This is a genomic window from Phyllobacterium sp. SB3, from assembly GCF_040009165.1.
In the GTDB taxonomy this organism is placed as follows: Bacteria; Pseudomonadota; Alphaproteobacteria; order Rhizobiales; family Rhizobiaceae; genus Phyllobacterium.
In genome coordinates, this window is the sequence record NZ_JBDYKI010000001.1 from 261,137 (window position 1) to 286,193 (window position 25,057).

General features: G+C 54.2%; 27 protein-coding genes. 6 read left to right on the top strand and 21 right to left on the bottom strand.

Annotated elements, in window-relative coordinates:
* Positions 1 to 104 precede the first annotated feature (104 nt).
* Entirely contained in the window at positions 105 to 410 is a 306-nt protein-coding gene (locus ABKW30_RS01315) for a DUF1244 domain-containing protein (protein ID WP_348596228.1), read from the bottom strand.
* Complete coding sequence (locus ABKW30_RS01320; RefSeq protein WP_348596229.1) at positions 403 to 1,206, bottom strand: N-formylglutamate amidohydrolase; 804 nt, start codon at positions 1,204 to 1,206, stop codon at positions 403 to 405. Before ABKW30_RS01320 ends, ABKW30_RS01315 begins: the two co-directional genes overlap by 8 nt.
* A 363-nt stretch (positions 1,207 to 1,569) precedes the next feature.
* On the opposite strand from ABKW30_RS01320, the gene ABKW30_RS01325 reads away from it, so the two are divergent.
* Both ABKW30_RS01325 and pyk read left to right on the top strand, forming a co-directional pair.
* Positions 1,570 to 2,043: a DUF1036 domain-containing protein gene (locus ABKW30_RS01325; protein ID WP_348597558.1), complete on the top strand. Its 474-nt coding sequence runs from the start codon at positions 1,570 to 1,572 to the stop codon at positions 2,041 to 2,043.
* A complete protein-coding gene (gene pyk / locus ABKW30_RS01330) occupies positions 2,040 to 3,476 on the top strand; it encodes a pyruvate kinase (RefSeq protein WP_348596230.1) in 1,437 nt (478 codons plus the stop codon). Before ABKW30_RS01325 ends, pyk begins: the two co-directional genes overlap by 4 nt.
* 386 nt (positions 3,477 to 3,862) lie before the next feature.
* Here pyk and ABKW30_RS01335 read toward each other — a convergent pair whose 3' ends face one another.
* The 5 genes from ABKW30_RS01335 to ABKW30_RS01355 form a co-directional block, all read right to left on the bottom strand.
* Positions 3,863 to 4,423, bottom strand: coding sequence for a hypothetical protein (locus tag ABKW30_RS01335; protein WP_348596231.1), 561 nt, complete (start codon positions 4,421 to 4,423; stop codon positions 3,863 to 3,865).
* Between the two features lie 170 nt (positions 4,424 to 4,593).
* Positions 4,594 to 4,719 carry a type B 50S ribosomal protein L36 gene (gene ykgO / locus ABKW30_RS01340; RefSeq protein ID WP_027231189.1) on the bottom strand — a complete coding sequence of 42 codons (126 nt, stop codon included), beginning with the start codon at positions 4,717 to 4,719 and terminating at the stop codon, positions 4,594 to 4,596.
* 167 nt (positions 4,720 to 4,886) lie between these two features.
* Positions 4,887 to 5,960: a 5-(carboxyamino)imidazole ribonucleotide synthase gene (locus ABKW30_RS01345; protein WP_348596232.1), complete on the bottom strand. Its 1,074-nt coding sequence runs from the start codon at positions 5,958 to 5,960 to the stop codon at positions 4,887 to 4,889.
* Positions 5,961 to 5,962: 2 nt separating this feature from the next.
* Positions 5,963 to 6,460 (bottom strand): 5-(carboxyamino)imidazole ribonucleotide mutase, encoded by a 498-nt coding sequence (gene purE, locus ABKW30_RS01350; protein ID WP_348596233.1) that lies wholly within the window; start codon positions 6,458 to 6,460, stop codon positions 5,963 to 5,965.
* A gap of 91 nt (positions 6,461 to 6,551) precedes the next feature.
* Positions 6,552 to 6,755 (bottom strand): DUF465 domain-containing protein, encoded by a 204-nt coding sequence (locus ABKW30_RS01355; RefSeq protein WP_008128260.1) that lies wholly within the window; start codon positions 6,753 to 6,755, stop codon positions 6,552 to 6,554.
* A 223-nt stretch (positions 6,756 to 6,978) separates the two neighbouring features.
* Between ABKW30_RS01355 and ABKW30_RS01360 the strand changes: the two genes are divergently transcribed.
* Positions 6,979 to 7,158, top strand: coding sequence for a DUF465 domain-containing protein (locus ABKW30_RS01360; RefSeq protein WP_008128261.1), 180 nt, complete (start codon positions 6,979 to 6,981; stop codon positions 7,156 to 7,158).
* A 123-nt stretch (positions 7,159 to 7,281) separates the two neighbouring features.
* Here the strand turns inward: ABKW30_RS01360 and ABKW30_RS01365 are convergent, their stop codons facing one another.
* The 3 genes from ABKW30_RS01365 to ABKW30_RS01375 form a co-directional block, all read right to left on the bottom strand.
* Entirely contained in the window at positions 7,282 to 7,545 is a 264-nt protein-coding gene (locus ABKW30_RS01365) for a metalloregulator ArsR/SmtB family transcription factor (RefSeq protein WP_348596234.1), read from the bottom strand.
* Positions 7,546 to 7,599: 54 nt separating this feature from the next.
* Positions 7,600 to 8,841 carry an MFS transporter gene (locus ABKW30_RS01370; RefSeq protein WP_348596235.1) on the bottom strand — a complete coding sequence of 414 codons (1,242 nt, stop codon included), beginning with the start codon at positions 8,839 to 8,841 and terminating at the stop codon, positions 7,600 to 7,602.
* Positions 8,842 to 8,953: 112 nt separating this feature from the next.
* Positions 8,954 to 9,139, bottom strand: a complete 186-nt coding sequence (locus ABKW30_RS01375; RefSeq protein WP_348596236.1) for a DUF1192 domain-containing protein — start codon at positions 9,137 to 9,139, stop codon at positions 8,954 to 8,956.
* Positions 9,140 to 9,234: 95 nt separating this feature from the next.
* On the opposite strand from ABKW30_RS01375, the gene ABKW30_RS01380 reads away from it, so the two are divergent.
* Positions 9,235 to 10,239 carry an NAD(P)H-quinone oxidoreductase gene (locus ABKW30_RS01380; RefSeq protein ID WP_348596237.1) on the top strand — a complete coding sequence of 335 codons (1,005 nt, stop codon included), beginning with the start codon at positions 9,235 to 9,237 and terminating at the stop codon, positions 10,237 to 10,239.
* 61 nt (positions 10,240 to 10,300) lie between these two features.
* Here ABKW30_RS01380 and ABKW30_RS01385 read toward each other — a convergent pair whose 3' ends face one another.
* On the bottom strand, positions 10,301 to 12,499 hold the full coding sequence (locus tag ABKW30_RS01385) for an esterase-like activity of phytase family protein (RefSeq protein ID WP_348596238.1): 2,199 nt from the start codon (positions 12,497 to 12,499) through the stop codon (positions 10,301 to 10,303).
* Positions 12,500 to 12,749: 250 nt separating this feature from the next.
* Between ABKW30_RS01385 and ABKW30_RS01390 the strand changes: the two genes are divergently transcribed.
* Positions 12,750 to 13,442 (top strand): DUF1013 domain-containing protein, encoded by a 693-nt coding sequence (locus ABKW30_RS01390; protein ID WP_115054130.1) that lies wholly within the window; start codon positions 12,750 to 12,752, stop codon positions 13,440 to 13,442.
* A gap of 63 nt (positions 13,443 to 13,505) precedes the next feature.
* On the opposite strand, the gene ABKW30_RS01395 is transcribed toward ABKW30_RS01390, so the two are convergent.
* The 5 genes from ABKW30_RS01395 to ABKW30_RS01415 all read right to left on the bottom strand — a co-directional run bounded on the left by ABKW30_RS01395 (position 13,506) and on the right by ABKW30_RS01415 (position 18,073).
* On the bottom strand, positions 13,506 to 14,216 hold the full coding sequence (locus tag ABKW30_RS01395) for a YafY family protein (RefSeq protein ID WP_348596239.1): 711 nt from the start codon (positions 14,214 to 14,216) through the stop codon (positions 13,506 to 13,508).
* Positions 14,217 to 14,326: 110 nt separating this feature from the next.
* Positions 14,327 to 14,914, bottom strand: a complete 588-nt coding sequence (locus tag ABKW30_RS01400) for a DJ-1/PfpI family protein (RefSeq protein ID WP_348596240.1) — start codon at positions 14,912 to 14,914, stop codon at positions 14,327 to 14,329.
* Between the two features lie 29 nt (positions 14,915 to 14,943).
* Positions 14,944 to 15,243, bottom strand: a complete 300-nt coding sequence (locus ABKW30_RS01405) for a hypothetical protein (RefSeq protein WP_348596241.1) — start codon at positions 15,241 to 15,243, stop codon at positions 14,944 to 14,946.
* Between the two features lie 85 nt (positions 15,244 to 15,328).
* A complete protein-coding gene (locus ABKW30_RS01410) occupies positions 15,329 to 16,114 on the bottom strand; it encodes an SDR family NAD(P)-dependent oxidoreductase (RefSeq protein ID WP_348596242.1) in 786 nt (261 codons plus the stop codon).
* A 48-nt stretch (positions 16,115 to 16,162) separates the two neighbouring features.
* The gene (locus tag ABKW30_RS01415) at positions 16,163 to 18,073 is read right to left on the bottom strand and encodes a propionyl-CoA synthetase (protein ID WP_348596243.1); all 1,911 of its coding nucleotides are present in this window, start codon (positions 18,071 to 18,073) and stop codon (positions 16,163 to 16,165) included.
* Positions 18,074 to 18,194: 121 nt separating this feature from the next.
* Here ABKW30_RS01415 and ABKW30_RS01420 point away from each other — a divergent pair, with 121 nt between their 5' ends.
* Entirely contained in the window at positions 18,195 to 18,359 is a 165-nt protein-coding gene (locus ABKW30_RS01420) for a hypothetical protein (RefSeq protein WP_348596244.1), read from the top strand.
* A gap of 7 nt (positions 18,360 to 18,366) precedes the next feature.
* On the opposite strand, the gene ABKW30_RS01425 is transcribed toward ABKW30_RS01420, so the two are convergent.
* The 5 genes from ABKW30_RS01425 to tkt form a co-directional block, all read right to left on the bottom strand.
* Positions 18,367 to 19,116, bottom strand: a complete 750-nt coding sequence (locus ABKW30_RS01425) for an SGNH/GDSL hydrolase family protein (RefSeq protein WP_348596245.1) — start codon at positions 19,114 to 19,116, stop codon at positions 18,367 to 18,369.
* 92 nt (positions 19,117 to 19,208) lie between these two features.
* Entirely contained in the window at positions 19,209 to 20,234 is a 1,026-nt protein-coding gene (locus ABKW30_RS01430) for a class I fructose-bisphosphate aldolase (protein WP_348596246.1), read from the bottom strand.
* Positions 20,235 to 20,405: 171 nt separating this feature from the next.
* Complete coding sequence (locus tag ABKW30_RS01435) at positions 20,406 to 21,599, bottom strand: phosphoglycerate kinase (RefSeq protein WP_348596247.1); 1,194 nt, start codon at positions 21,597 to 21,599, stop codon at positions 20,406 to 20,408.
* Between the two features lie 122 nt (positions 21,600 to 21,721).
* Entirely contained in the window at positions 21,722 to 22,729 is a 1,008-nt protein-coding gene (gene gap, locus ABKW30_RS01440; RefSeq protein WP_348596248.1) for a type I glyceraldehyde-3-phosphate dehydrogenase, read from the bottom strand.
* A 60-nt stretch (positions 22,730 to 22,789) separates the two neighbouring features.
* Complete coding sequence (tkt, locus tag ABKW30_RS01445; protein ID WP_348596249.1) at positions 22,790 to 24,775, bottom strand: transketolase; 1,986 nt, start codon at positions 24,773 to 24,775, stop codon at positions 22,790 to 22,792.
* Positions 24,776 to 25,057 lie beyond the last annotated feature (282 nt).

The window sequence follows — 25,057 nt, forward strand, 5'->3', positions numbered from 1 at the left end:
AAACTGGGCGACTCGGGGAAAAGCCGCGCGGAGCGTTCCGATGCCCGACCAGAGACCAGAGAGTCAAGGGAATTGAGTCTGAACAGCAACCATCCTGACCATTTTCAGTGTTCAGGCTTGTTTGCCTCGAAAGCTGCCTTGGCCGCATCGCTCGCCTCCCGCTGATACTTCGCCTGCCACTCGGCATAGGGCTCGCCATAGATGATCTCGCGCGACTCATCCTTGCTGATCTCGATTCCGGATGCTTCCGCCGCCTCCCGATACCAGTTGGAAAGACAGTTGCGGCAAAAGCCTGCGAGATTCATCAGGTCAATGTTCTGCACGTCATTGCGTGTCCGCAAATGCTCCACCAGACGGCGGAAAGCCGCCGCCTCAAGCTCTGTCTGCTGTTCGGGGCTAAGCTCAGTCATGATAGATCTCCTCGATTGCGCCGGTCCTCGACCCATAGTGGCGCACCTCATGTATATCGGCTGTGGCGTTCATGCCTTCAAGGATTGGCCCTAACCGTTCTGCCCAAAGCGTCGTTCCAGCATCATCGTCGATCAGGTCCTGACGCACTTCGATCAATGCGTGTGCATAGCCCGGTAGAATGCAGTGCTTGTACATTGTGTCGCCCTGTAAGGCACCATCATAGGGCTCATTATCACCCACCACCAGAAGTTGATCAGCCCGCAACCCTGCCAGCAAAGGCAGCACCGCACGCGGGTCTTTGTCCCAGAGAATACCCGCATGCCAAGGCCGCGGCGTCTGCTTCCAGAAGGCGGTGAACGAATGGATCGAAATGACCAGAGGCGCCTTGCCGCTTGCCTTCAACGTCTGCTTTATCGCCGCATCCACGGCTTCATGATATGGCCGGTAATACTGGCTGATACGCTTTTGCCGTTCATCGGCCGGCATTGGATTATTGCGCGGTATGACTGCGCCATCTGAAAGCCGCATGATCAGCGTGGGATCGTCTTCGCCGCGGTTCGGATCAATCAGCAGCCGCGAAAATCCGCCGAGCACGGCTGGAACGCCAAGCATGGCTGCAAGCTTCCGCGTTAGTTGTTCAACACCGATATCATAAGCGATGTGCCGTTCGAACTGCGCGGCATCCAACCCAAGCGAACCATATTCCTCCGGCAGCGCACGGCTTGCATGATCCGCGAGAAGAACAAGGCCCTTGGCATAATCGCCATCAACCAGATGATAGGGGGAGAAGGACATGAAGACAGGCTCTTGCAACAGTGAATCTGACTGCTTTTGTCTTTCATGCCCTTGCCCGCAATGCAAGGTGTGATTGTCACGCGTGAAGCGATGCTATGCGTCCTTCGATAAGCTCGACGTGAAAGTGGCACTGGCCAACATTATGCGTCATTACAAATCGATTAGATTGAAGCAGGGGCCATATCGTCCCAAAAACAGCACAGCCGATCACAATCTTGTACTGCCATCGCTCTACGACTTATTCACGCGTTGACAATGCTCGCGAAACTACCGAAAAGGAACCTCGTCTACCTGCCCTGAAGCCCTTGGCTTAACTTTAGCGCTGGCAGGACCCTAAAAGACCAGACGGAGGCAATATTGAGTATGGGCATAAAGCTAAGATGGGGAAGCTTCCTCGCGGCATTTCTGTTCATATTCATAGCGGGAAGCGTTTTCACGCCGACCAAGGCCCATGCTGATTTCCGCGTGTGCAACTCCACCCAGAATCTTGTTGGCGTTGCGCTTGGCTATCGCGCCAAGACCGGCTGGATCACCGAGGGCTGGTGGCACGTAAATGCCTCGTCCTGCACCACGCTGGTTGTCGGACCGCTGACTTCGCGCTATTATTATCTTTATGCCGAAGATGCCCAAAGCGGTGGACGCTGGGACGGCAAGATCAACATGTGTGTTGCTGAAAACCAATTCAAGATAACCGGTATCAATGACTGTTTTGCGCGCGGGTTCCAGCGCTCCGGATTTCAGGAATATGATACGGGCGAGCAGACAAGCTGGATGGTCCAGCTGACAGAAGAAAATCCTCCCTCATCTCCAATCGTAACGGATACCCCTCCTCAATGAGACGTCGCCGCAAGGTAAAAATTCTCGCCACGCTCGGACCCGCTTCTTCCGACGAAGGCATGATCCGCAAACTGTTCGAAGCCGGCGCCGATGTCTTCCGCATCAATATGAGCCATGCCAGCCACGATCTTATGCGTGAGTTGGTGCGCCGTCTGCGCAATGTGGAAAAAGAAGTCGGCCGCCCTATCGGCATTCTTGCCGATTTGCAGGGACCAAAGCTGCGTGTCGGCAAATTTGCCGAAGGCAAGGTCGATCTCGTTGCAGGCCAGACCTTCACGCTCGATAATAACGAGGCGCTTGGCGACAATACCCGCGTTTATCTTCCGCACCCGGAAATTCTCAAAGCCGTCGAGCCGGGTCACCGCCTGCTGATCGACGATGGCAAGCTCGCGCTTGTCGCCGAAGCTTCCGACGGAAAGCATATTCGCTGCCGCGTTGTTTCCGGTACGAGGATTTCCGACAAGAAGGGCGTCAGCCTGCCCGACACGACGCTCGATGTCGGCGCATTGACCGAAAAGGACCGGCGCGATCTCGATGCCGTGCTGCAGGAGGAAATCGACTGGGTTGCCTTGTCCTTTATCCAGCGGCCGGAGGATCTTGCCGAAGTCCGCAAGATCTCGCGCGGCCGCGTTGCACTCCTTTCGAAGATCGAAAAGCCGCAGGCGGTTACCCGTCTTGACGAAATCATCGAGCTTTCCGATGCGCTCATGGTTGCGCGCGGCGATCTCGGCGTTGAAATGCCGCTTGAGTCGGTCCCTGGCATTCAGAAGCAGATCATCCGCGCATGCCGTCGCGCAGGTAAGCCTGTCGTCGTCGCCACGCAGATGCTGGAGTCGATGATCACTGCTGCCGTGCCAACCCGTGCTGAAGTTTCCGACGTGGCAACAGCCGTTTTCGAAGGTGCGGATGCGGTCATGCTTTCTGCAGAATCTGCAGCCGGTGATTATCCGGTCGAAGCCGTTGCAACCATGGCGCGTATTGCCGAACAGGTGGAGCGCGATCCTAACTTTCCGGGAATCATTCACGCGCAGCGTCCGGAGCCAAACGCGACTGGCGCCGATGCGATTTCGCTGGCCGCCCGCCAGATTGCCGAGACGCTCAATCTTTCGGCAATCGTCACTTACACCGCATCAGGCACCACCGCATTGCGCGCAGCACGTGAGCGGCCGCTCCTGCCGATCATTGCACTGTCGCCAGTGGTCGAGACAGCGCGCAAGCTGGCGCTCGTCTGGGGGTTGCATTGCGTTGTAACCGACGAAGCCTACGACCTTGACGAGATGGTTGATCGTGCCTGCCACATTGCCTATCAGGAAGAGTTCGGCAATCCAGGTGATCGCATCATCATCTCGGCTGGTGTTCCGCTGCGCACACCTGGCTCCACCAATATGTTGCGCATTGCCTATATAGGCTCCGACGGTCTAACGAGCGTCTGACTTATACCGCTTTTAGCGGATAACCTATCCATGATTCCGGCGTGCATTTTATGCATCGCCGGAATTTGCATTTCTGGGTAGTTCAAGTGGGGCACTACCACCTCAGCGATTGTCACCACAACTTTTTGCACCTCTAATCTACGCCTCCAAGCAGACTTAAGTTAGTCGCATTCAAGGCCCGAGGGGTGCGGGCGCGACCACAGTTCCCTGCCAGACAAGTCAGTCGCCCCTTGCGCCGATGTTTCAGGCTTCTGCTCGCTTCCTAGCGAGAAGCGTTGCCATTTCACATAGAAATTGAGAGGTTTGCGAGAAAAACAAGCGAGTTTTGCAGCAAATTCGCAATCAGTACGAGCAATTTGGTTGTGCAGGGTTGAAATGCGCCGAGATCAGGTGCGTTGGCCCGTCAATTCATCGGCCAGCTCACCGGCTTGCTTTTGTGCGTCGCGCATCATCGGATAGACGTTCAAAATTTGCTCGAAAGCACCCAGTGCAGCCTCTTTGCGACCGGTCTCCTTGAGGATGGCCGCCATCCCGGCAATGGCTCCAAAATGCCGTGGCTCCAGCGCTAGCGTCTTTTGAATATCCGCCATGGCACGCCCGTAATCATTGGTCACATAGTTGAGCGTCGCGCGTCTGTTCCAGCCTTCCGCGTAGTCCGGCTTCATGACGATGACCTGATCCAGAAAGTCGAGCGCGACAGAATACTTCTTATCTTCCATGGCCTTAGCGGCCCAGCCCATCATCAGGTCTATGCTGGCGCTGCCTGAATTCTGCCACTGAGTCTGAATCTGTGAAGCGATGCGCGATGCCTTCATCGCGTTGCTCTCGCGCTTCAGCTGACCGAAAAGCTCGTCCAGCCGCGCGGCACGTTTTTCAGCCAGCGTTTTGGCGGGCAGAGCGGCTTGTTGTGGAGTGGCCGCTTGCTCCTGCAGTGCAGGTTTTTCCACGCCCGCCTTATCCTGCGTACTATCACTGTCTTTAGACTCCTGCGCCATTGAAATCATTGGCGAAAGAACCAGAGTCGACCCGAGTAGAATAGAAAAAACGTTCCGCATGACACGAAGCTTATTCCGTATCAGCGAAACGTCAAATGCAAAAAACCGTGAAACGGTAAAGATCAGCCCTGGCGTGCTTTGAAGCGCGGAGCAGTCTTGTTGATGATGTAGATGCGGCCCTTGCGACGGACCAGCTGATTGTCACGATGACGGGCTTTGAGAGCCTTGAGCGAATTCTTGATCTTCATTTCAGCACCGGTATCTTTACGCCCGAAACCGGGCACCAATAAAAAGCGCGCCTTTAAAGCGCGCCGGAAACACGTTGCGGGGAAATAGCCAAGGAATGCCCGCATTGTCAACTCCTATCCCGCGATTCATCTCATGATTCAGCGAGAAAACTTGTCTTTTCCCGCAATTAGAGACGTTTCGTGATGCGAGTCACATGGCCCATCTTCCGTCCCGGACGGGCTTCAGCCTTGCCATAAAGATGCACGACTGCTCCGGTTTCCTTCAACAGGTCCGGCACACGGTCAATATCATCACCGATGAGGTTTTCCATCACGCAATCGGAATGACGCCGCGTATCGCCAAGCGGAAGTCCTGTAATTGCACGTATATGCTGCTCGAATTGCGACACAACACAAGCCGCTTCCGTCCAGTGCCCGGAGTTGTGCACGCGTGGCGCAAATTCGTTGGCGAGCAAAGTTCCATTAGCAAGCGCGAAGAATTCCATGCCGAGAACACCGACATAGTTCAATCCTTCCAGTAGCTTACGTGCCGCGTCGGCTGCCAGCCCTGCTATGGTCGAGGAAACTGAAACAGGAACCGTGGAGCTTGCAAGTATCCCGTCCTTGTGGACGTTCTCGGCTATATCGTAAATACGGATGTCTCCCGCTTCATCGCGCGCGGCAATCACGGAAATCTCGTGAGTAAAGTCTACCAGCGCCTCGAGAATCGATGGTGCATTGCCAACGGCGGCAAATCCGGCCTTGGCAGTTTCTCCAGGCACCCCGGAAAACTTCGCCTGACCTTTCCCGTCATAGCCGAAGCGGCGGGTCTTGAGGATGCCCTTGCCATCGAATGCAAGAAGAGCGGCTTCCAGCTCCACTTCGTTCTCGACAACGCGCCATTGCGCAGTCTGAATGCCGAGCTTGTTGAGAAAGCGCTTCTCCGTAACGCGATCCTGCGAGACCTTCAGCGCCTCTGCTGGCGGAAACACATTTTTGGTTTCACTCAATAATTCCGCTGAATCGACGGGCACATTTTCGAATTCATAGGTGATGACGTCGCTCAGCTCCGCCAGCCGTTCCAGAGCGGTTGGATCATCATAGGCCGCAACGATCACTTCATTTGCGACCTGTGCCGCGGGGCAATCTTCCTGCGGCTCAAGAACCACTGTCCTGTAACCGAGACGCGCCGCCGCCATCGCCAGCATACGCCCGAGTTGACCGCCACCGATGATACCAATCGTCGAACCTGCAGAAATCATTCTTACGCCTCGTCGGAAGGCCGCAACGCAACCTTCTCGCTCTGTGCCTGCCTGAAATTATCGAGTCGGTCCGCCAGTTGCGGATCATTAAGAGCCAGAACCGCCGCTGCCAGCAATGCCGCATTGATTGCGCCTGCCCGGCCTATAGCCAAAGTTCCGACAGGTATGCCCGCTGGCATTTGAACGATGGAAAGAAGGGAGTCCTGGCCGGACAGAGCCTTAGACTCTACGGGTACACCAAAAACCGGCAAGGGTGTCATGGATGCGGCCATGCCCGGCAAGTGTGCAGCACCGCCAGCACCGGCAATAATGACCTTGAAACCCGTCTCACGCGCTCCCTTGGCAAATTCTACCAGCCTGTCGGGCGTTCGATGCGCTGAAACGATCCTGTCGTCGTGGGAAATGCCGAGGCTGTCCAATGTTTCAGCCGCATGACGCATGGTCGACCAATCGGACTGGCTTCCCATGATGATTGCTACGTCAGCGCGTGTATCAGCCATTGAGCATCCTCTAATAACGGAATGGGGGGATTAGTGCAAAAGCAGAGAGGCTGCAAGCATAAGTCACAGCATTGCAAATTGCTCTTTTATATCAGGCGATTATGTCGGGGATAATTTTGTCTTCCAGCTCGATGAGCTTGTCTTTGATGATGAGTTTCTTCTTTTTCATGCGCTGGATGCGAAGTTGATCGCAACCAACCTGGATCATTGCTTGTATGGCTGCATCGAAGTCCAGATGCTCTTGCTTCAATCTTGCGACTGCCAATCGAATGTCAGCCTGATCTTGATCGGACATGCAGTGATTCCCGGTATTTTGCTGTAGAATTATCGAATGCGGTCCGGAGCAACACGGTTGCTTACCGGTATGCCGCAATATCACATTTCATGTGACAATAAAATCCTGCGAAACACATTCGACAATTGCTTGAAGTAGTGGCAGAGTGTCACGGCTCTGTCATAAAGCCCCCACTGGCCGGCAGAGCATTACGAGCAAGGAAATCAACCAAGGGAGAAGCCGCATGGCCATTGAGTCTCATCTTGAAACGCTTGAACGTAAGCACGGAGCACTCGAAAAAGAGATCTCCGATGCCCTGCTAAGTCCCGCCACGGACGATCTTAAGATTAGCGACCTCAAGCGTCGCAAGCTTGTGCTGAAAGAGCAGATCGAAAAAATACGGACGCTCGTTACTCACCACTGAATGACTCCGGGTCGCAAGGCAGAACAGACCCCGAATTCCGCATGAGTATATCACGCGGCAGATCAGAAAACCCGGCACGTCTGGTCAGACAGCCGGGTTTTCATGTCTCTATAAATAACGAAGCTATTCGCTCCAGAACTGGTCCAGCCAGATGTTCATATGGAAGAAACCGCTGTCATCGACAGTGTAGATGCGGCGGGTACCTTCGGATTTCACTGATACGAGCTGTGCGTCGAGCAATGCCTTGAGGTGCTGGGAAACTGCCGGTCGCGAGATTGGAAGGCCAGATGCCAGCTCATTTACGGTTTTTGGCCCCCGCCTCAATTCTTCAAGAAGGTAGCGGCGGTTTGGATCAGAAATTGCAACGAAAGCATCTGTTTCAACCATGCTGGAGTTTCGGTCTAAATCACCAGCAATGTCAACGAATTTCGTCGTATGGCGCTACTCTGGCAGAGTCTCCGCGCGTGGATCAAGCCTGACGCCTTCCGGGGTCGCGCGTTCCGAGTGCACCGACTGGAAATTGTCCCTGAGTTCAACCGGCACAGGTGCCCGCATACGCGAGCGTATGATCGCGTGGCACATGATTGCCGCGTGAGCGAGCCCCGTGATTGCAAACAACCCTTCCGCACCGATTGTTTCCATCGCCCAAGCTCCGAGAACCGGGCCGATCATCGTGCCAAAACCATAAAGCAGGAGCAGACCGCTGGTTACCTTGACGAAGTTCTCAGAGTCCGAAAAGTCATTCGCATGAGCAACCGCCACCGGATAAAGCGTATAGGCAAGCCCGCCATAGATCGCAGTCATGATCAGAATTATGGTAGCATGGCGTGGTGCAATCAGGAAAATCAGCAAGCCGATCAATGCGGCAGCACCACCAACAAACGCCAGCACATAGCGCCGGTCTGTGCGATCAGACATTCGGCCGACAGGAATTTGCATCAGCGCACCGCCCAGAACAGAAGCACTCATCATCAATGCGATTTCACCAACCGAAATGCCGGTAGCAGCGCCATAAACAGCACCCAGCGTGCCAAATGCACCATTGGCAACGCCAATGAGAATACAGCCAAGGAAGGCTACCGGCGAATTCCGGTAAAGCGCCCTTAGATCAAGCTGCACTTCCGTCAAAGGTTTGGGGCTGCTGGCTGTTGAAATGGCGGTCGGAATCAAGGCAAGACAGAACAGGATGCCGGACAGCATGAAGAAAGTGCCATTGTGCACGTCACCAAATCCGATCATCAGCTGACCAACGGTTATCGAGCCGAAATTCACCACCATATAAAGGCCAAAAATCTGACCGCGATTGGCATTGGTCGCACGTTCGTTGAGCCAGCTTTCGATCACCATGTAAGACCCCGCCATGGCAAACCCGGTAAGGGCGCGCAAGACGATCCATGCTGTCGAATCGACCAGAATGCCGGTCATCAGTGCTACGATTGCCGCAATCGCCGCAAAAGCACTGAACGCACGGACATGGCCCACTCGCCTTACGAGACGCGGTGCAAGCAGACAGGCAGTTATGAAGCCTCCCGCCCACGCCGTTCCCAGCAAGCCAAGCGACGTTGTCGAAAATCCTTCAGCGCCACCGCGCAATGGCAGCAGCAAGCCATGCAGACCCGAAGCCATGACGAGAAAGGATGTGCCGCAGAGAAGCGCGAAGACCTGGACAAATGAACGAAACACAAGAAATCCTTCGAACGAAACGGCTGGAACCAGCTTTTGACTGGCCGGGATGTAACTTTGTCTCGGTTATCAATGCGGAGACTTCATGGCACCCGCATCAAATCGAAGTCGCTCAACGAAAAAAGGCTTCCGCAGCAATCTTGCTGTCGCCCTTGCGCGAACGTTCCTCTTCGAGCCGGGTAATCTCGGCGCGCAACAAGGCTATACGCTCATCAATGTCTCCCACGGAGAGCAAAGACAGGTCCTGACCGATATCATGAACAGTCTTGCGCCGCGGCTCTTCGTCGAAAAGTGACATTCTTTCCTCCACTTGTCGGTCTGGTGCGATAAGATACATTCCAACTGCTTGGAATTGCAAATTATTCCAGCGAATCAAAATCAGGGAAGTGCATAATGGCTGAACAGATTCCAACAGTAATGACGGCAATCGAGATCAGTTCGCCCGGCGGTCCAAGGGTTCTCAAGACAGCCGAGCGTCCTGTTCCCTCACCAAAACCGGGTGAGCTTCTCGTGCAGGTACGATCTGCCGGGGTTAACCGTCCTGACGTTTTGCAGAGACAAGGCCATTATCCACCACCTGCCGGAGCCTCCGATATTCCGGGATTGGAAATCGCAGGCGATGTCGTTGCAACAGGCGAAAGCGTCACGCGCTTCCGCGTCGGTGAGCGGATTACGGCACTGGTTCCCGGCGGCGGCTATGCCCAGTACTGTACTGTTCACGAGAGCAACGCGCTGCCAATACCAGCGGGGTATGGCTATATCGAAGCCGCAGCCATTCCCGAAACATTCTTCACGGTTTGGCACAATGTTTTCCAGCGCGGTGCATTACAATCCGACGAGACATTTCTTGTTCATGGCGGCTCTTCGGGCATTGGCACGACCGCTATACAGTTGGCCAAGGCATTCGGTGCCATAGTGTTTACGACAGCTGGCTCCGACGACAAATGTGAGGCATGCATCAAGCTTGGAGCTGATCATGCAATCAATTATCGCAAGGAGGATTTCGTCGAGGTCATCAAGCGACTTACGGACGGCAAGGGCGTTAACCTGATCCTCGATATGGTCGGCGGCGACTACATTGGACGTAATTATGACGTGGCGGCGGTTGATGGCCGTATCGTGCAAATTGCTTTCCTCAACGGTGCCAAAGCGACGACCGATATTACAAAACTTATGGTGAAACGCCTGCAGCATACCGGCTCGACCCTCCGAACCCGGACAATCGATTTCAAAGCCGGGATAGCCCGGGAACTTGAAATGAAAGTCTGGCCGCTTCTGGCAGAGCGCAAAGTCGCGCCTGTGATCGACATTGTTTACCCGTTACACGAGGCATGGCGCGCGCACGAACGCATGGAAGATGGCCAGCACATTGGCAAGATCGTTCTGGATGTCAGCTAAGTACAGCCATAAAACGTGAAAAAGCCGCGCAATCAGCGCGGCTTTTTCCTAGTTTAAGCTATCAATTTGTTGCCTGAACCTTGCCGATGCCAAAGAACAGTGTTTCACCCGAAGAGTCATCAACACCATCATTGTCGGTCACAGCATAACCATTGCCGTCAATGTCGATGGCGAACCCTTCCAGCTTCTCCGGAACATAGCCGTTGGCGCTCTTGAGATTGTCAATGAAATCGTGCACCAGCAGTTTCTCGACAACCGGCAGTTTCTCGCCAATCTTGGCAGGCTTCAGCCCTTCAAGTGCCACGCGATACAACCGCTTGTTCACCGCCTTGTCACCAATCTGGTTGTCACGTTCCACGATATAAAGCTGACCATCGTGAGCTGTGATCTCAGAAAGTCCGATCCACCCTGCCTCGGTCTTGTCCAGCGGATAGGAGACAGCGCTCCATGACTTGTCTTTGATGTTGTAGTTCAACAGCTTGACGAAGCCCTTGTCGTCGTCTTTCCACTCCCGCTGGATGGGCATCCATAATGTCGCTTCATCTCCTTCACCGAGCCGCGTAATGCCTTCCAGACCGAAACGCACCTGGTTGGGTAGAAGCTCTTCAGGTAGCGCGATTTCTTTTTTGATCTCGCCCTTTTCATTCACATTGAGAATTGCATGCGGAACCAGCTTTGACTGGTCACCTTCATTGGCCAGCCAGTAACCACCATTGCCATCTGTGGTAATGCCTTCAAGGTCGAGTTTCTGTGCTGCCTGTCCGCCGCGCTTGACAACCAGCGCTTCGGTGATTTTTGCCGGGCGCTGCTTTGCGTCAATGGTGAAAATTGAGGGCGCTGCCGAGTAGAAGGAGTCGGATACAGCGTAGAGCTTGCCAGCTTCTTTCAAATCAGCAACCAAACCAGACAAGGCACCCCAGCCGAGCGGCGTACCATCGTCATTAATCTTCGAGACGATCTGCGGATAGTTCGGCGTCTGATCCTTGAGTTCGTAAATCATGACGTGCGAGCGAGCCCCACCATCTTCGCCAAGGTCTGCCTCATTGGCTGTCACAAGCAAGTTGCGCGATGGTATAGCCAGAACGCCCTCGGGAGCAACGCCGGATGCCAGCAGCTGAACGAATTCCGGCTCGGCGCCGGTATCCTTGTAGACGCCAACGATTGAAGCTCGCTCGCTGGCGACGAAGAGGTAGTTTGTGTCACCGAACTTGCCTACTTCAGCGCCTTCCAGCTCCACGCCCTTCTTGTTGCGCTTGTCAGGATAATGACCTGCTTCGGCAATCTTGTGTTCCAGTGAGGGGCCGGATTCGAAAGCAACCTTGCCGTCTTTGGTGAAGATCGTGAAGCTGCGTGAACCACCCTTGTAGTCACCTTCATTGGCAACAACGATGCGGTCATTGTCGAGCCACTTGACTGTGTCTGGCTCCCGCAGCACGCCTTTTGCGCTACCGTCAAACTTGAGTGCACCATCATTTTTCACGTCGATCTTGTCCAGATCAACAGTTCCTGCGGAGAAATGACTGACAACGTTGCCGGTTGCCGCATCGATAATCGCAATGTGATTATTCTCCTGCAATGTCACAGCGATCTGGTTTTGCTGGTTGATCGAGACAAACTCAGGCTCGGCATCCTCCGGAGCGATTTCTGCAAGACCTGTAAGCTCGACAGTCTTGGCAGTCGCGCAATCAGGTGCGCCATCCTTCAGCGAGAATATTTTGAGATTGCCACTCGGCAGTTGCGGGATTTCACCATCGTTCAGCTCTTCATCGCGTTCATTCTCAATGGCGATGGCAGCGAAAGTTTTATCCGGAGAGATTGCGACGGAATCCGGTTGCCCGCCCAGATCGCATGTGGCAACAACCTTGCGGGAGGCTAAGTCGACCACATCCAGGCGGCCCGATGGATTGACCTTGTCCTTTGATGTGTTGACAGCTGCGAGCACATTGGCCCCAACGGCGGCTACAGATGTCGGCTCACCGTCCATCTTGAGTTGTCCAAGCGGCTGCGGCTTGGCCGCATCGGTGATGTCGATAAAACCAATCGCGCCGCTGGGGCTATCCGAATAGACCAGCGTGTTGCCATCTTCCGAGGCTGTAATGATTTCTGAGGAGGTTGCCTTCGACTGGTCGGCATCCTTGGGCAGATTGGAAACAACCGGGAAGCTCGCAATGCGGTTGAATACCGGTTCTGCCATTGCCGGCATTGCCACGGATGCAGCAAGGATGGTCCAAAGACCAAGGGTGAGGGAACGATGCGACATTGGAACAATCTCCGGTTGATTTTAAGAGACTGATCGCGTGCGTGTGTTGCACTGTCATGACGTTTGCATGACAGTTTGATGAAACACACTTAACCCAATGATCCGGTGATATTCGAGCCATGCTACGAATCCCCAAAGCGATTCTTGCTCATCGCCTAAAATACCGCTATATAACGCCACGAAATCCCGGAAATTGTGGTTGAACCCACGTCCCGCCCCTCCGGAGCGGACGAACAAGAGGACTATATCTATGGCCACCCAGCTTCTAATGCCAAAGGCAACGGCCGTCTGGCTTGTCGATAATACGGCCCTGTCTTTTGATCAGATTGCTGCTTTCTGCACGCTGCACCCGCTGGAAGTAAAAGCTATTGCCGACGGAGAATCAGCTCAAGGCATCAAGGGCCTTGATCCGTTGATCACTGGCCAGCTATCGCGCGAAGAAATTGCCAAGGGTGAAAAAGACCCTAATCATAAGCTCAAGATTTCGGACCCCAAGGTTCGCGTTCCCGAGACCAAGCGCAAGGGCCCACGCTACACACCGCTATCCAAGCGTCAGGACCGTCCGAATGCGATTCTCTGGCTGGTTCGCAATCATCCGGAACTCAAGGATGCGCAGATTTCGCGCCTGATCGGCACGACCAAATCGACCATCGAGCAGATTCGCAACCGTACGCATTGGAACTCCAATAATCTGCAGCCCATGGATCCGGTCACTCTTGGCCTTTCATCGCAGATTGATCTGGACATCGAAGTCGAGCGTTCATCCCGTGGCCGTCCCGTCCAGCCAGGCGAAGGTGGTGACACATTGCTGCCAGCTTCCGCTACAGAGAACCTCGATATTCAGCCAACAGTACGCGAAGAGGATCAGGAGCTTGATGCGGACAAGGTTTTCGCCAAGCTTTCCTCTTTGAAAGGCCGTCAAGACGACGAAGACGAAGAATAATCGTCTTTCTGTCCAGCTGATTATCTAAACGAAAAGCTCCATCCAACACGATGGAGCTTTTCGTTATGAAGCGCGCGCCTCCGTATAGGGTGTTTCGCTGAGTTCCACGCGGCGATAGAAATCAGCAAGCGTCTTGCCGCGTTCCTGCCGGAAAATCCGGTCAGCCTTTTCCACCTTGGTGATCCGGTCGATCCGGAATGTCCGGAAATCATTGCGAAGTTCGCACCAGCAGATCAGCGTCCAGACTTTACCCCAAAACCAGAGACCGAGCGGCCTTATATCTCGTGTGCTGTCCTTACCCTCCAGATCGGTATAGGTGATGGAGAGAACCCGGCACTGTTCGGCGGCATTCTCAGCCACATCGATCAATGCACGTGCACTATCGCTGATATTCGTACCCGATGCATGAATATGCGTATTGGTGATGCGGGGCCGGTCTTCTTTTGGCAAAACCGCACCGATCTTGATGATCGCTTCCTCCGCAGCGCGGGCCATCGAAGCACCACCCCAAGCGGTTATAAGCCGCGCACCGGCGACAAGCGCCACCACCTCATCTCGGGTGAACATCAACGGGGGAAGATCGAAGCCTTCCCGCAATATATAACCAACGCCCGCCTCGCCATCGATTGGCACACCCGTCGACTGCAAGTCGGCAATATCGCGATAGATTGTACGCTCTGATACCTCAAGCTTTTCGGCGAGCTGCCTTGCTGTCACAAGACGCCCGCCACGAAGCTTCTGTACAATCTGGAAAAGTCTGTCTGCTCTACGCATCACTAATCCCTCAAGCCTTCCTTCAGACGCTGCTCTGTCACAGATGCTGCGCGCCGGAGTTCAATCTCACTGTCCATGTCTTCATGTCCAAATCTCCCTGCCGGGACTGCTCAGCTCGCCTGAAACTCGCGACCGATCATTTCGCGCATTTCAGCAATCTGGGGCGCTTGTTCAGGAAATAGCGCTTCAAGAAAAGCGATTGCAAACGTTCCGGGCGCAGTTCCTGCCGCGCTGACGACATGTCCATCGCGGACTGCGTAGGGCACGTCCTGATAAAACTCAGAACCAGCATAGGTTTTCAGGCGTGACTCAATCCAGCCAGCTCCGTTGCTGGTGTGTTTCCGCCCCGAAAACAATCCTGCACGGGCCAAAGCCAGCGTGCCCGCGCATATACCACCAACGATCCCGCCACGCGCCAGAACATCCTTCAACAACGGTGTTATGTCAGGAGCGTCAGTTGCCGACCATGCGTCAGAACCAATGACGGCGACCGCATCCAAGTCTGCATTCTCAGAGGTTGCTACACCACGATCTGGAACCAACCGCAGACCGCCAATGGATCTCAATTGGCCAGTGGACGGTGACAGCGACACAACTTTGCCACCGAACCACTCGTTGATCGAGCCAGAGAGCATACCGAATTCCCAATCGGCCCAACCGTCGACAAAAACGAGTCCCACGGTTCTTTTCTTTTCCATTAAAGCCACCTCCACTATGGCCGCTCAGCTCAACACCCTAGCTCTAAGGTATTGTTTTTGCGAATCTTCAGTGCTTCATAATGCTTCGTCCAGTCTGCTGAACGGGATACCGTAGCGACGCGAGGGTCACGGACCCCCGCATCATCAATCCGCATGGAATTGCGTTGTGACAACCGCTCGGCATAGGCATCAGGCCACCCGATATCTTTCAGGACGTATTCGGGTAGTGAGTTCAAATGCCGTTCCGTGCGGAGTTCTGCCCTACGGATTGCAAACTCCGAAAACCAACGCTTTACACTACGTACAATGTCGAAATCGATGTAAGCCATATCCCTGTCTCCTTCTGACTATGGGAACATAATGGCATACCCCTCCTGACAACCTTCTGTCAGGAGGATGTCAACAGGCCGAGAATTATCCGTTGACCGGAACCGTGTAGTTCAATGGCAGCCGTCCTCCATCGGCATAGATCGTCTGGCCCGTTATGTAGCTTGCATCTTCCGATGCCAGAAACGCAGCAACAGCTGCTATTTCCGAAGGTTCACCGATTCGCCCCAAGGGTGTACGAGACAGAATCCGGTGCTTTGCCGCAGCATCCGAATTAACGGCGTCCAGCATTTGCGTCTTGATTGACCCCGGACCCACGGCATTTACACGTATCCCAAAGGGTGCCAGTGACAGCGCCATGACCCTCGTTAATTGACCAACGCCGCCCTTGGAAACGGAATAAGCGACCTGCTCGGGAATCGAAACCACGGCATTGATCGACGACATATTGATTATTGAGCCGGCATTGCCTCCATTTTTCACTTTCTCGACCATGTGCCGAGCCACCGCTTGGCCGCAAAGAAACGATCCTTTGAGATTGATCCGAAGAACGCGATCAAAATCTTCCTCGTTCAGATCGAGAAAGTCTGCCGTATGAACAATACCAGCATTGTTGACGAGGACGTCCATATCGCCAAACGCCTCAATTGTTGCTGCCACAAGATTATGTACGTCCAACCTGCTGCTGACATCAGTTGAAGAGAACCGAACTTTACCCAAGGCGGAAAGTTCTTTTATAGCCGCAGCTCCCTGACTGTCGTTGATGTCGGCAATCATGACGCTTGCGCCATCCTGCAGAAAACGCCTCGCTATTGCCAGCCCAATGCCTTGGGCGCCACCCGTTACAATCGCGATTTTGCCATCCAATGCCATTGTCAGTCTCCGGTTTGAAAACAGACCTTAACCCCGGACGGCAGATGGTCAACCGTTGCCCGTACCAATTCCGCGCGCATTGAGCACTGACTTGATTTCATCAAGGATTGCCGGATCATCAATCGTCGCCGGCATATTCCACGGTTCTTGGTCGGCGATCTTTTGCATCGTACCGCGAAGTATTTTTCCAGAGCGGGTCTTTGGCAGACGCTTTGCAGTGATGGCTGTTTTAAAGGCTGCAACCGGCCCGATCCTTTCGCGCATCAAGGCAACGCAATCCTGCTCGATCTCGGTCTCGCCGCGGGTAACTCCAGACTTAAGCACGATGAACCCGCAGGGAACTTGTCCCTTCAAATGATCAGCAATGCCGATAACAGCACATTCGGCAACATCCGGGTGGCTGGACAACACCTCTTCCATAGCCCCGGTAGACAGGCGATGGCCTGCGACATTGATGATATCGTCGGTACGGCTCATAATATAGACGTAGCCATCTTCGTCGACGATACCGGCATCCGCCGTCTTGTAGTATCCCGGGAACTCGCTGATATAGGCTTCGCGAAACCTCTGATCGGCATTCCATAATGTTGGCAGGAACGCAGGTGGCAGCGGCAGTTTGACGACAATATTGCCCAGTTCACCGCGCTTCACCGCGTGGCCCGCATCGTCCAGCACCTGAACATCGTAGCCAGGCATTGGCACTGTCGGCGAGCCATATTTGACTGGCAGCATGCCAAGCCCCGCAGGATTGGCCGCCATTGGCCAGCCGCTTTCGGTCTGCCACCAATGGTCGATCACCGGAACACCCAGCTTCTCTTCTGCCCATTTGATCGTGTCTGAATCTGCGCGTTCTCCAGCAAGAAAAAGATACTTCAATGAAGAAATGTCATACTTGCCGATGAACTCGCCTTTCGGATCTTCTTTCTTTATCGCGCGGAATGCAGTTGGCGCCGTGAGCAGCACCTTGACCTTGTGGTCGGCAACGACGCGCCAGAACGTACCTGCATCAGGAGTGCCAACGGGCTTGCCTTCATAGAGAATGCTCGTCGCACCAATGAACAATGGAGCATAGGCAATGTAGGAATGGCCGACAGCCCAGCCTATGTCTGATGCCGCCCAGAATACATCGCCGGGGTAAGTGTCATAGATAGCGCCCATCGACCATGCGAGGGCAACCAGATGGCCGCCATTATCGCGAACAACACCCTTGGGCTGGCCGGTCGTGCCAGAAGTATAAAGGATATAGAGCGGATCGGTTGCCTTCAATGGCGTGCAGGGAACCTTGCGTCCACTAGCGGCGGCAACCGCTTGTGCGTAATCAATGTCCCGGCCAGCCACCAATTCATGCGCCTGTTGCGGACGAACAAGGATCAGGCACCTATCGACTTTGTGTTTGGCCTGTTCGATAGCCTTGTCGAGCATAGGCTTGTAGGCAACTACCCTGCCCGGCTCCAGCCCGCAGGAGGTGGCAATAATCATGACCGGCTTGGCGTCGTCTATGCGCGTTGCAAGCTCGTTGGCGGCAAATCCCCCAAAGACTACGGAATGAACCGCGCCTATACGCGCGCATGCAAGCATGGCAACAACGGCCTCAGGCACCATTGCCATGTAAATGATGACGCGATCGCCTTTGCCGACACCGTTGTCCCCAAGCACGGCAGCCAATGCTTCGATCTCGGCCTGTAAATCACTATAAGTTATTTTACGCGTTGTGCCGGTTATGGCGCTGTCATGGATCAATGCATCCTGATCGCCGCGCCCTGCAAGAACATGCCGATCTACGGCGTTGTAGCAGGTGTTGCACTCCGCGCCGGAATACCAGCGCCCGTACGGCCCACTGCCCGGATCAAAGACCTGGTCCCATGGCTTGGTCCAATCGATTGCTACCGCGGCCTTGGCCCAGAACGCCAAAGGGTCAGCTTGCCAGTCCTGATAGACCGGCGCATATCGTGATGTCATGAATTTCCTCCCGCACCGAGCATCCTAAATCCGGCGGGCGGAGTCAAAGGGCGAATTGACAATTCCCCACGCTTGGCACACTGCTCGGTTCAATCAACAGGATATTGCAGATCGATCATCCATGACCAAAATCCTGTCGTTCATATTCATCGTTATAATGGCGCTGCATCTTTTCAAGCCGCTTGGCTGGCCGGGATTGAAAAAGCGCAAGGATTTCTGGAAGATCGCGGTCGGCGCAGTCTTGGCCATATTGATTGTTGGTGTCTCAAGACACGCAGGATATTAGCGACCAATCAGGACGCTGTGTCGCTCTCGTCCGCATGGGGACGATTAAGGATATAGGGAACCAGATGCTTGGCCCACGCGTCGTAACCCAACGCAGAGGCGTGAAAACCGTCCGTCGAGAATCCCTCAGCCGATTCTACCGGCAAGCGAACCGCCGGAATCGCCATCCGCTCACGGCATAGCCGCTCGCCAAGCTTGTTGATTGCCCCCGCCCGCCCTTCGAGAATGCGCCCGAGCAAGGGCGGCATGGCTGGTACATCGCGAAAATCGATCACCTGAGACCAAACCACATGCGCTTCCGGCCACTTGGCTCTCAACGCGTAGAGAAGGCCGCCAAACTCTCGCTTGAAGCGTGGCAGCGAATGAAAATTCTTCGTATCATTGGTTCCGGTGGAAAGCACAATATGCGTCCACATTCCGCGTTCCAGATTTGGCACGACATGATCACGCAACTGGCCGGATGTAGCGGAACTGAACCCCGCGGCGCGCCAGATAACCTTGCGCCCCGTACGCCCCTGCAGATGGATCGCCAACCTCACGCACAGCCCCTGCCAAGCATCGGTGATGCCTACACCCGCTGCCGAAGAATCGCCCAGAACCAACAGGCGTATCGCGGGGTCTTTACCGGCTATCTCACCCACCGGAAGACCGACAGGCGGAAGCATCCGTTCTGTCTTCAGCCGTACATTGATCCCCTGCCATGCATATACGGGATACAGGAACCAACTCAGCAAAGGATGGAAAGGCGAAGGTTTCATTCGTCTATAGTCGTCCCCATGGAAAAGCCCGGGCTGATTCCAACCCGGGCTTCATGAGATACGCTTTTGGATAAAAAAAGCTTAAAGGACCCTTAAGCCGCCTTTTCCAGATCTTTCTTCCAACCGCCAGTTGCAGCAAGGCCGTTCATTTTTGCGCGGTGCGCAAAGGCACGCTGACCTGCTGCGACATTCTCGGATTTACCGTTCCAGGCATTCAAAGCTGCCGACTGCAACGCGCGGCCATAGGAGAAAGTAAGCTTCCAAGGCATCGTATAGTTGGCATTCATGGCCGACAGATGAGCCGTCGCTTCTTCTTCGGTCTGACCACCGGAAAGGAACGCGATACCCGGAACGGCAGATGGTACAGTCGACTTCAGGAGGCGCACAGTCTGCTCAGCAACCTGCTCTACTGAAGCCTTCTGGGCCTTCTGGCCTGCAACAACCATGTTTGGCTTGAGGATCATGCCTTCAAGTACAACGCGTGCATCATAAAGCTCGTCGAATACCGTCTTCAGAACCCATTCACTGACTTCATAGCAGCGCTCGATCGAATGGTTGCCCGGTGTGCCGTCCATAAGAACTTCAGGCTCAACGATAGGCACAATTCCAGCTTCCTGACAAAGCGCAGCATAACGTGCCAAAGCTTGAGCATTCTGCTTGACCGCACCCCATGTTGGCAGGCCATCGGAAATGGCTATTGCTGCGCGCCATTTGGAGAAGCGTGCGCCGAGCTTGTAATACTCTGCAAGTCGCTCGCGCAGACCATCTAGACCTTCAGTGATGGTCTCTCCCGGAAAGCCTGCAAGCGGCTTCGCACCCGCATCAACCTTGATACCCGGAATGCAGCCTGCAGCCTGCATGATCTTGACGAGAGATGTGCCGTCCTTGGCGTTCTGGCGAATGGTTTCATCGTAAAGGATGACACCTGAAATGTAGTTCTTCATCGCATCATCGGAGCGAAAGAGCATCTCGCGATAATCACGCCGGCTATCGGCGGTGGATTCCAGTCCGATGCTATCGAACCGCTTCTTGATGGTTCCTGAACTTTCATCGGCAGCAAGGAGACCCTTGCCGTTGGCAACCATTGCAATCGCTATATCTTCCAGACGTTCGCTCATAGAATAATGTACTCCGTTTTCCCTTATCCGCCCCATAACAGAAGCCTACGACAAACGAAACGGCACACCAAGTAATTGAAACGATTGAAATTTTTTCAACCGATTTAACCGGATAACATTTTCTTTTATTTGGTAATCAGGCCCGGTTTGCGGGCCTGATTAGAGTGGATTCTACTTCTTCAGCACATCGACACCGGGCAATGGCTTGCCTTCCATCCATTCAAGAAACGCACCGCCAGCAGTTGAGACATAGCTGAAGTCATCTGCAACACCCGCATGATTGAGCGCCGCCACCGTATCTCCGCCGCCCGCAACCGAAACCAGATGTCCGGCTTTAGTGCGCTCTGCAACGTGACGGGCAGCAGCAACCGTCGCCTTGTCAAATGGTGTCAATTCAAATGCACCGAGCGGGCCGTTCCAGACAAGCGTGGATGCATCGTCAATTGCAGCCTTTACACGCTCAATGGATTGCGGGCCAACATCAAGGATCATGCCATCATCGGGAATGGCATCAAGCCCATAGGCGTGGAATGGCGCATTGGCCTGAAAATGCCAGGCAACAATTGCATCCACCGGAAGGATGATCGTGCAGTTTGCAGCCTTGGCCTTAGCCATGATCTCCCGCGCGGTTCCGGCCAGATCATGCTCGCACAGCGACTTGCCAACCTTGACACCCTGCGCGGCAAGAAATGTATTCGCCATACCGCCGCCAATGACCAGCGCATCGACTTTTTCCACCAGATTGCCGAGCAGGTCGAGCTTGGACGAAACCTTTGCGCCGCCTACAATTGCCACAACAGGGCGCTTGGGAGCACCAAGGCCTTTTTCCAGCGCAAGCAGTTCAGCTTCCATTGTCCGGCCCGCATAGGCAGGCAGCACACGGGCAAGGCCCTCAGTTGAGGCATGAGCCCGGTGCGCCGCAGAAAACGCGTCATTCACGTAGATATCGCCATTGGCGGCCAACGCCTTGACGTGCTCGGGGTCGTTCTTTTCTTCGCCTTTATAAAAGCGCGTGTTCTCAAGCAGCAGCACATCGCCATTCTTAAGCTTGGCGACTGCTTCATCTGCCTTTTCTCCGATGCTATCAGCAGCGAAATGCACACTATGGCCGACTATCTTTGCAACGGCATGCGCAATCGGCCCAAGCGAGAACTGAGGGTCGGGACCGTCCTTCGGGCGTCCAAAATGGGCAAGCAGAATAACCTTTGCGCCCTTCTTTGAGAGTTCCTGAATGGTCGGCGCTACACGCTCGATACGCGTTGCATCCGTTACGACGCCATCGCTAACCGGAACATTCAGGTCAACACGCACCAGAACGCGCTTGCCCGCGACATCGGCATCATCAAGCGTTTTGAAGTTAGTCATTGAATTCACCCTCATCTGCATACAACCGCTGGGAAACCCGCAAAGCGGACTGTGTAACCATCAAAAACAAAAATGGCGGGTGTGTCGACCCGCCATTTGAAATCAAATCACTTCAAAGCCGGTCAGATCAACTTGCCGAAGGCAACAGCAGTATCGCTCATACGGCTCGAGAAACCCCATTCATTGTCGTACCACGAAAGAACGCGAACAAACGTACCATCCATGACCTTTGTCTGATCCAGATGGAAAATGGATGAATGCGGATCATGATTGAAGTCGATGGAGACATTCGGAGCATCGGTATAGCCGAGAATGCCCTTCAACTTGCCATTGGCCGCCGACTTGATGGCATCATTGATTTCGGCAACTGTCGTCGAACGCTTGGCAACAAACTTGAAATCAACAACCGAAACATTCGGCGTTGGAACACGAATTGAGCTACCGTCGAGCTTGCCATTGAGCTCAGGCAAGACCAGACCAACCGCCTTCGCCGCACCTGTCGAAGTCGGGATCATGGACAAGGCAGCGGCACGGCCGCGATAGAGATCCTTGTGCATGGTATCGAGAGTTGGCTGATCGCCCGTATAGCTATGGATGGTGGTCATGAACCCATGATCGATACCAATGGCTTCGTTCAACACGTAAGCAACCGGTGCCAGGCAGTTTGTCGTGCAGGATGCATTGGAAATGACCATGTGTTCCTTGGTCAACTTATGGTCGTTGACGCCGTAAACAACGGTCAGGTCGGCACCATCGGATGGAGCCGAAACGATGACGCGCTTTGCACCAGCTTCGAGATGGGCAGCCGCCTTGTCACGCGCCGTAAAGATGCCTGTGCATTCGAGCGCGATATCAACGCCCAACTCTTTCCATGGCAATTCGGCAGGGTTGCGAACGGCAGTAACCTTGATCGGACCGCGGCCAACGTCAATTGTGTCGCCAGCTACAGTGACCGTGCCGGGAAAGCGTCCATGCACACTGTCATAACGCATCAGGTGGGCATTGGTCTCAACCGGACCCAGATCGTTAATGGCAACGACTTCAATATCGGTGCGGCCGGATTCTACGATAGCGCGAAGAACGTTGCGGCCGATGCGGCCAAATCCGTTAATTGCAACGCGAACTGTCATATCTGTTTTCTCCTTAGGGTATTTGGAGCCCTTGAATGGATCATGAAGGAATAGACTGGATTATTTCAACTTTGCTTCGGCAGCCGTGACGATATGTGACGCGGTGATGCCGAAGTGCTCGTAGAGTTCTTCAATCGGTCCGCTGGCGCCAAAGCCATTCATGCCGATGAAAATACCGTCGGTGCCGATAAACCGATCCCAACCCATGCGGATTGCGGCTTCAACAGCAACCTTGACCGGCGCATCGCCTATCAACGTACGCTTGTAATCGTCGCTCTGTGCTTCAAACAATTCAAAGCAGGGAACGGAAATCACGCGGGTCGGGTGTCCGTTTTTCTCAAGCTGTGTTCTTGCGTTAAGAGCGATTTCAACTTCCGAGCCGGTTGCGAAAATGGTGACTTCCGCGTTGCCGCTTGCGGTAGCAAGTTCATAAGCACCGTAGGAGCACTTATTTTCCTCGACATGAACGTCACGAACCGTTGGCAGGTTCTGACGGGTCAGAGCAATGGTCGACGGTGTTGTGCGTGACTTGAGCGCGATTTCCCAGCATTCGGCAGTTTCCACCACATCGGCAGGCCGGAATACGTAATTGTTCGGAATAGCGCGCAAAGCAGCCAGATGCTCGACCGGCTGGTGCGTAGGACCATCTTCCCCAAGACCGATGGAATCATGGGTCATGACGTATATGACGCGAATACCCATCAGGCTTGATAGACGCATCGCACCACGTGCGTAATCCGAGAAGGTCAGGAACGTACCGGAGTAAGGGATCAGTCCGCCATGCAACGCGATACCATTCATCGCCGCTGCCATGCCGTGTTCACGGATACCGTAGTGCACGTAGCGCTGGCCATAATCCTCAGCGCTGATTCCCTTGGTCTGGCTGGTCTTTGTATTATTGGAGCCTGTCAAATCGGCTGATCCGCCGATTGTTTCAGGAACAACACCATTGATGACTTCAAGTGCCATTTCAGAAGCTTTGCGGGTGGCAACCTTCGGCTTTTCTTCCGACAGCTTCTTCTTGTAAGCCGAAATTGTCGCTTCAAAATTACCCGGCAGATCGCCACGCATGCGGCGCTCGAATTCAGAACGCAGTTCAGAATCGACTGCTTCCAGACGTGTATTCCAAGCCGTGTGCTCTTTTGCGGAACGCAGGCCTGCAAGACGCCATTCGTCAAGGATTTCCGTTGGAACGACAAAAGGCTCCGAAGTCCAGCCAAGCGCTTTGCGCGCGCCTGCGAGTTCTTCTGCACCAAGCGGCGAGCCATGCACCTTATTGGTGCCTGCCTTGGTTGGTGCACCAAAACCGATGGTGGTTTTGCAGGCAATGAGGGTTGGCTTGTCGGATTTCTGCGCGCGTTCGATAGCAGCGGCAATCGCATCCTGATCGTGACCGTCAACACTGATAGCGTTCCAGCCCGAAGCCGCAAAACGTGCAGGCTGGTCGGTATTGTCCGCAAGCGTCACCGGACCATCAATGGAGATATTGTTGTGATCCCAGAAAACGATGAGCTTGTTCAGCTTGAGATGACCGGCCAGTGAAATCGCTTCCTGACTGATGCCTTCCATGAGGCAGCCATCACCAGCGATGACATAGGTGTGGTGGTCTACCAGATCATCGCCGAAATGCGCATTCATGATGCGCTCGGAAAGTGCCATGCCAACGGCATTGGCAAGACCCTGACCCAACGGGCCGGTCGTTGTCTCGATACCGGCAGCGTGACCATATTCCGGATGACCGGCTGTCCGCGAGCCGAGCTGGCGAAAATTCTTGATCTGGTCGATATCGATATCTTCGTAGCCGGTCAGATAGAGCAGCGAGTAAAGCAGCATCGAGCCGTGGCCCGCTGACAGCACGAAACGATCGCGGTCCGGCCAATGCGGCGCTTTTGGATCGTATTTCAAAAATTTTGTATATAGGACGGTCGCAATGTCGGCTGCGCCCATGGGAAGACCGGGATGACCGGAATTGGCTTTCTCCACTGCATCCGCAGAAAGAAAGCGAATTGCGTTGGCCATTTGATTGGATTTGTCAGAATTGGTCATAATCACCGTCTTTCGAAATGGAAAGGAGATGCCATTTTGGATGCCGGTTAGACAATATCCAAAAGGCACGCGACAAATAGCAGGTGTCTAGAGGGAGTCAATAAAAGCTGGGCCAAATTGGGACACTCTGATGCAAGTCTTTCGTCGCAGCACATTATTATCGGTGCATGAGTGGCAGCTGATCGTTCGGATTGATTGACGCAGCATTAATGTAACCACTAGACTCATCGTCATAAGTTGTTCTTCTTTTTGCGATTCGCTGAAAAGATTGAGACACAGGGG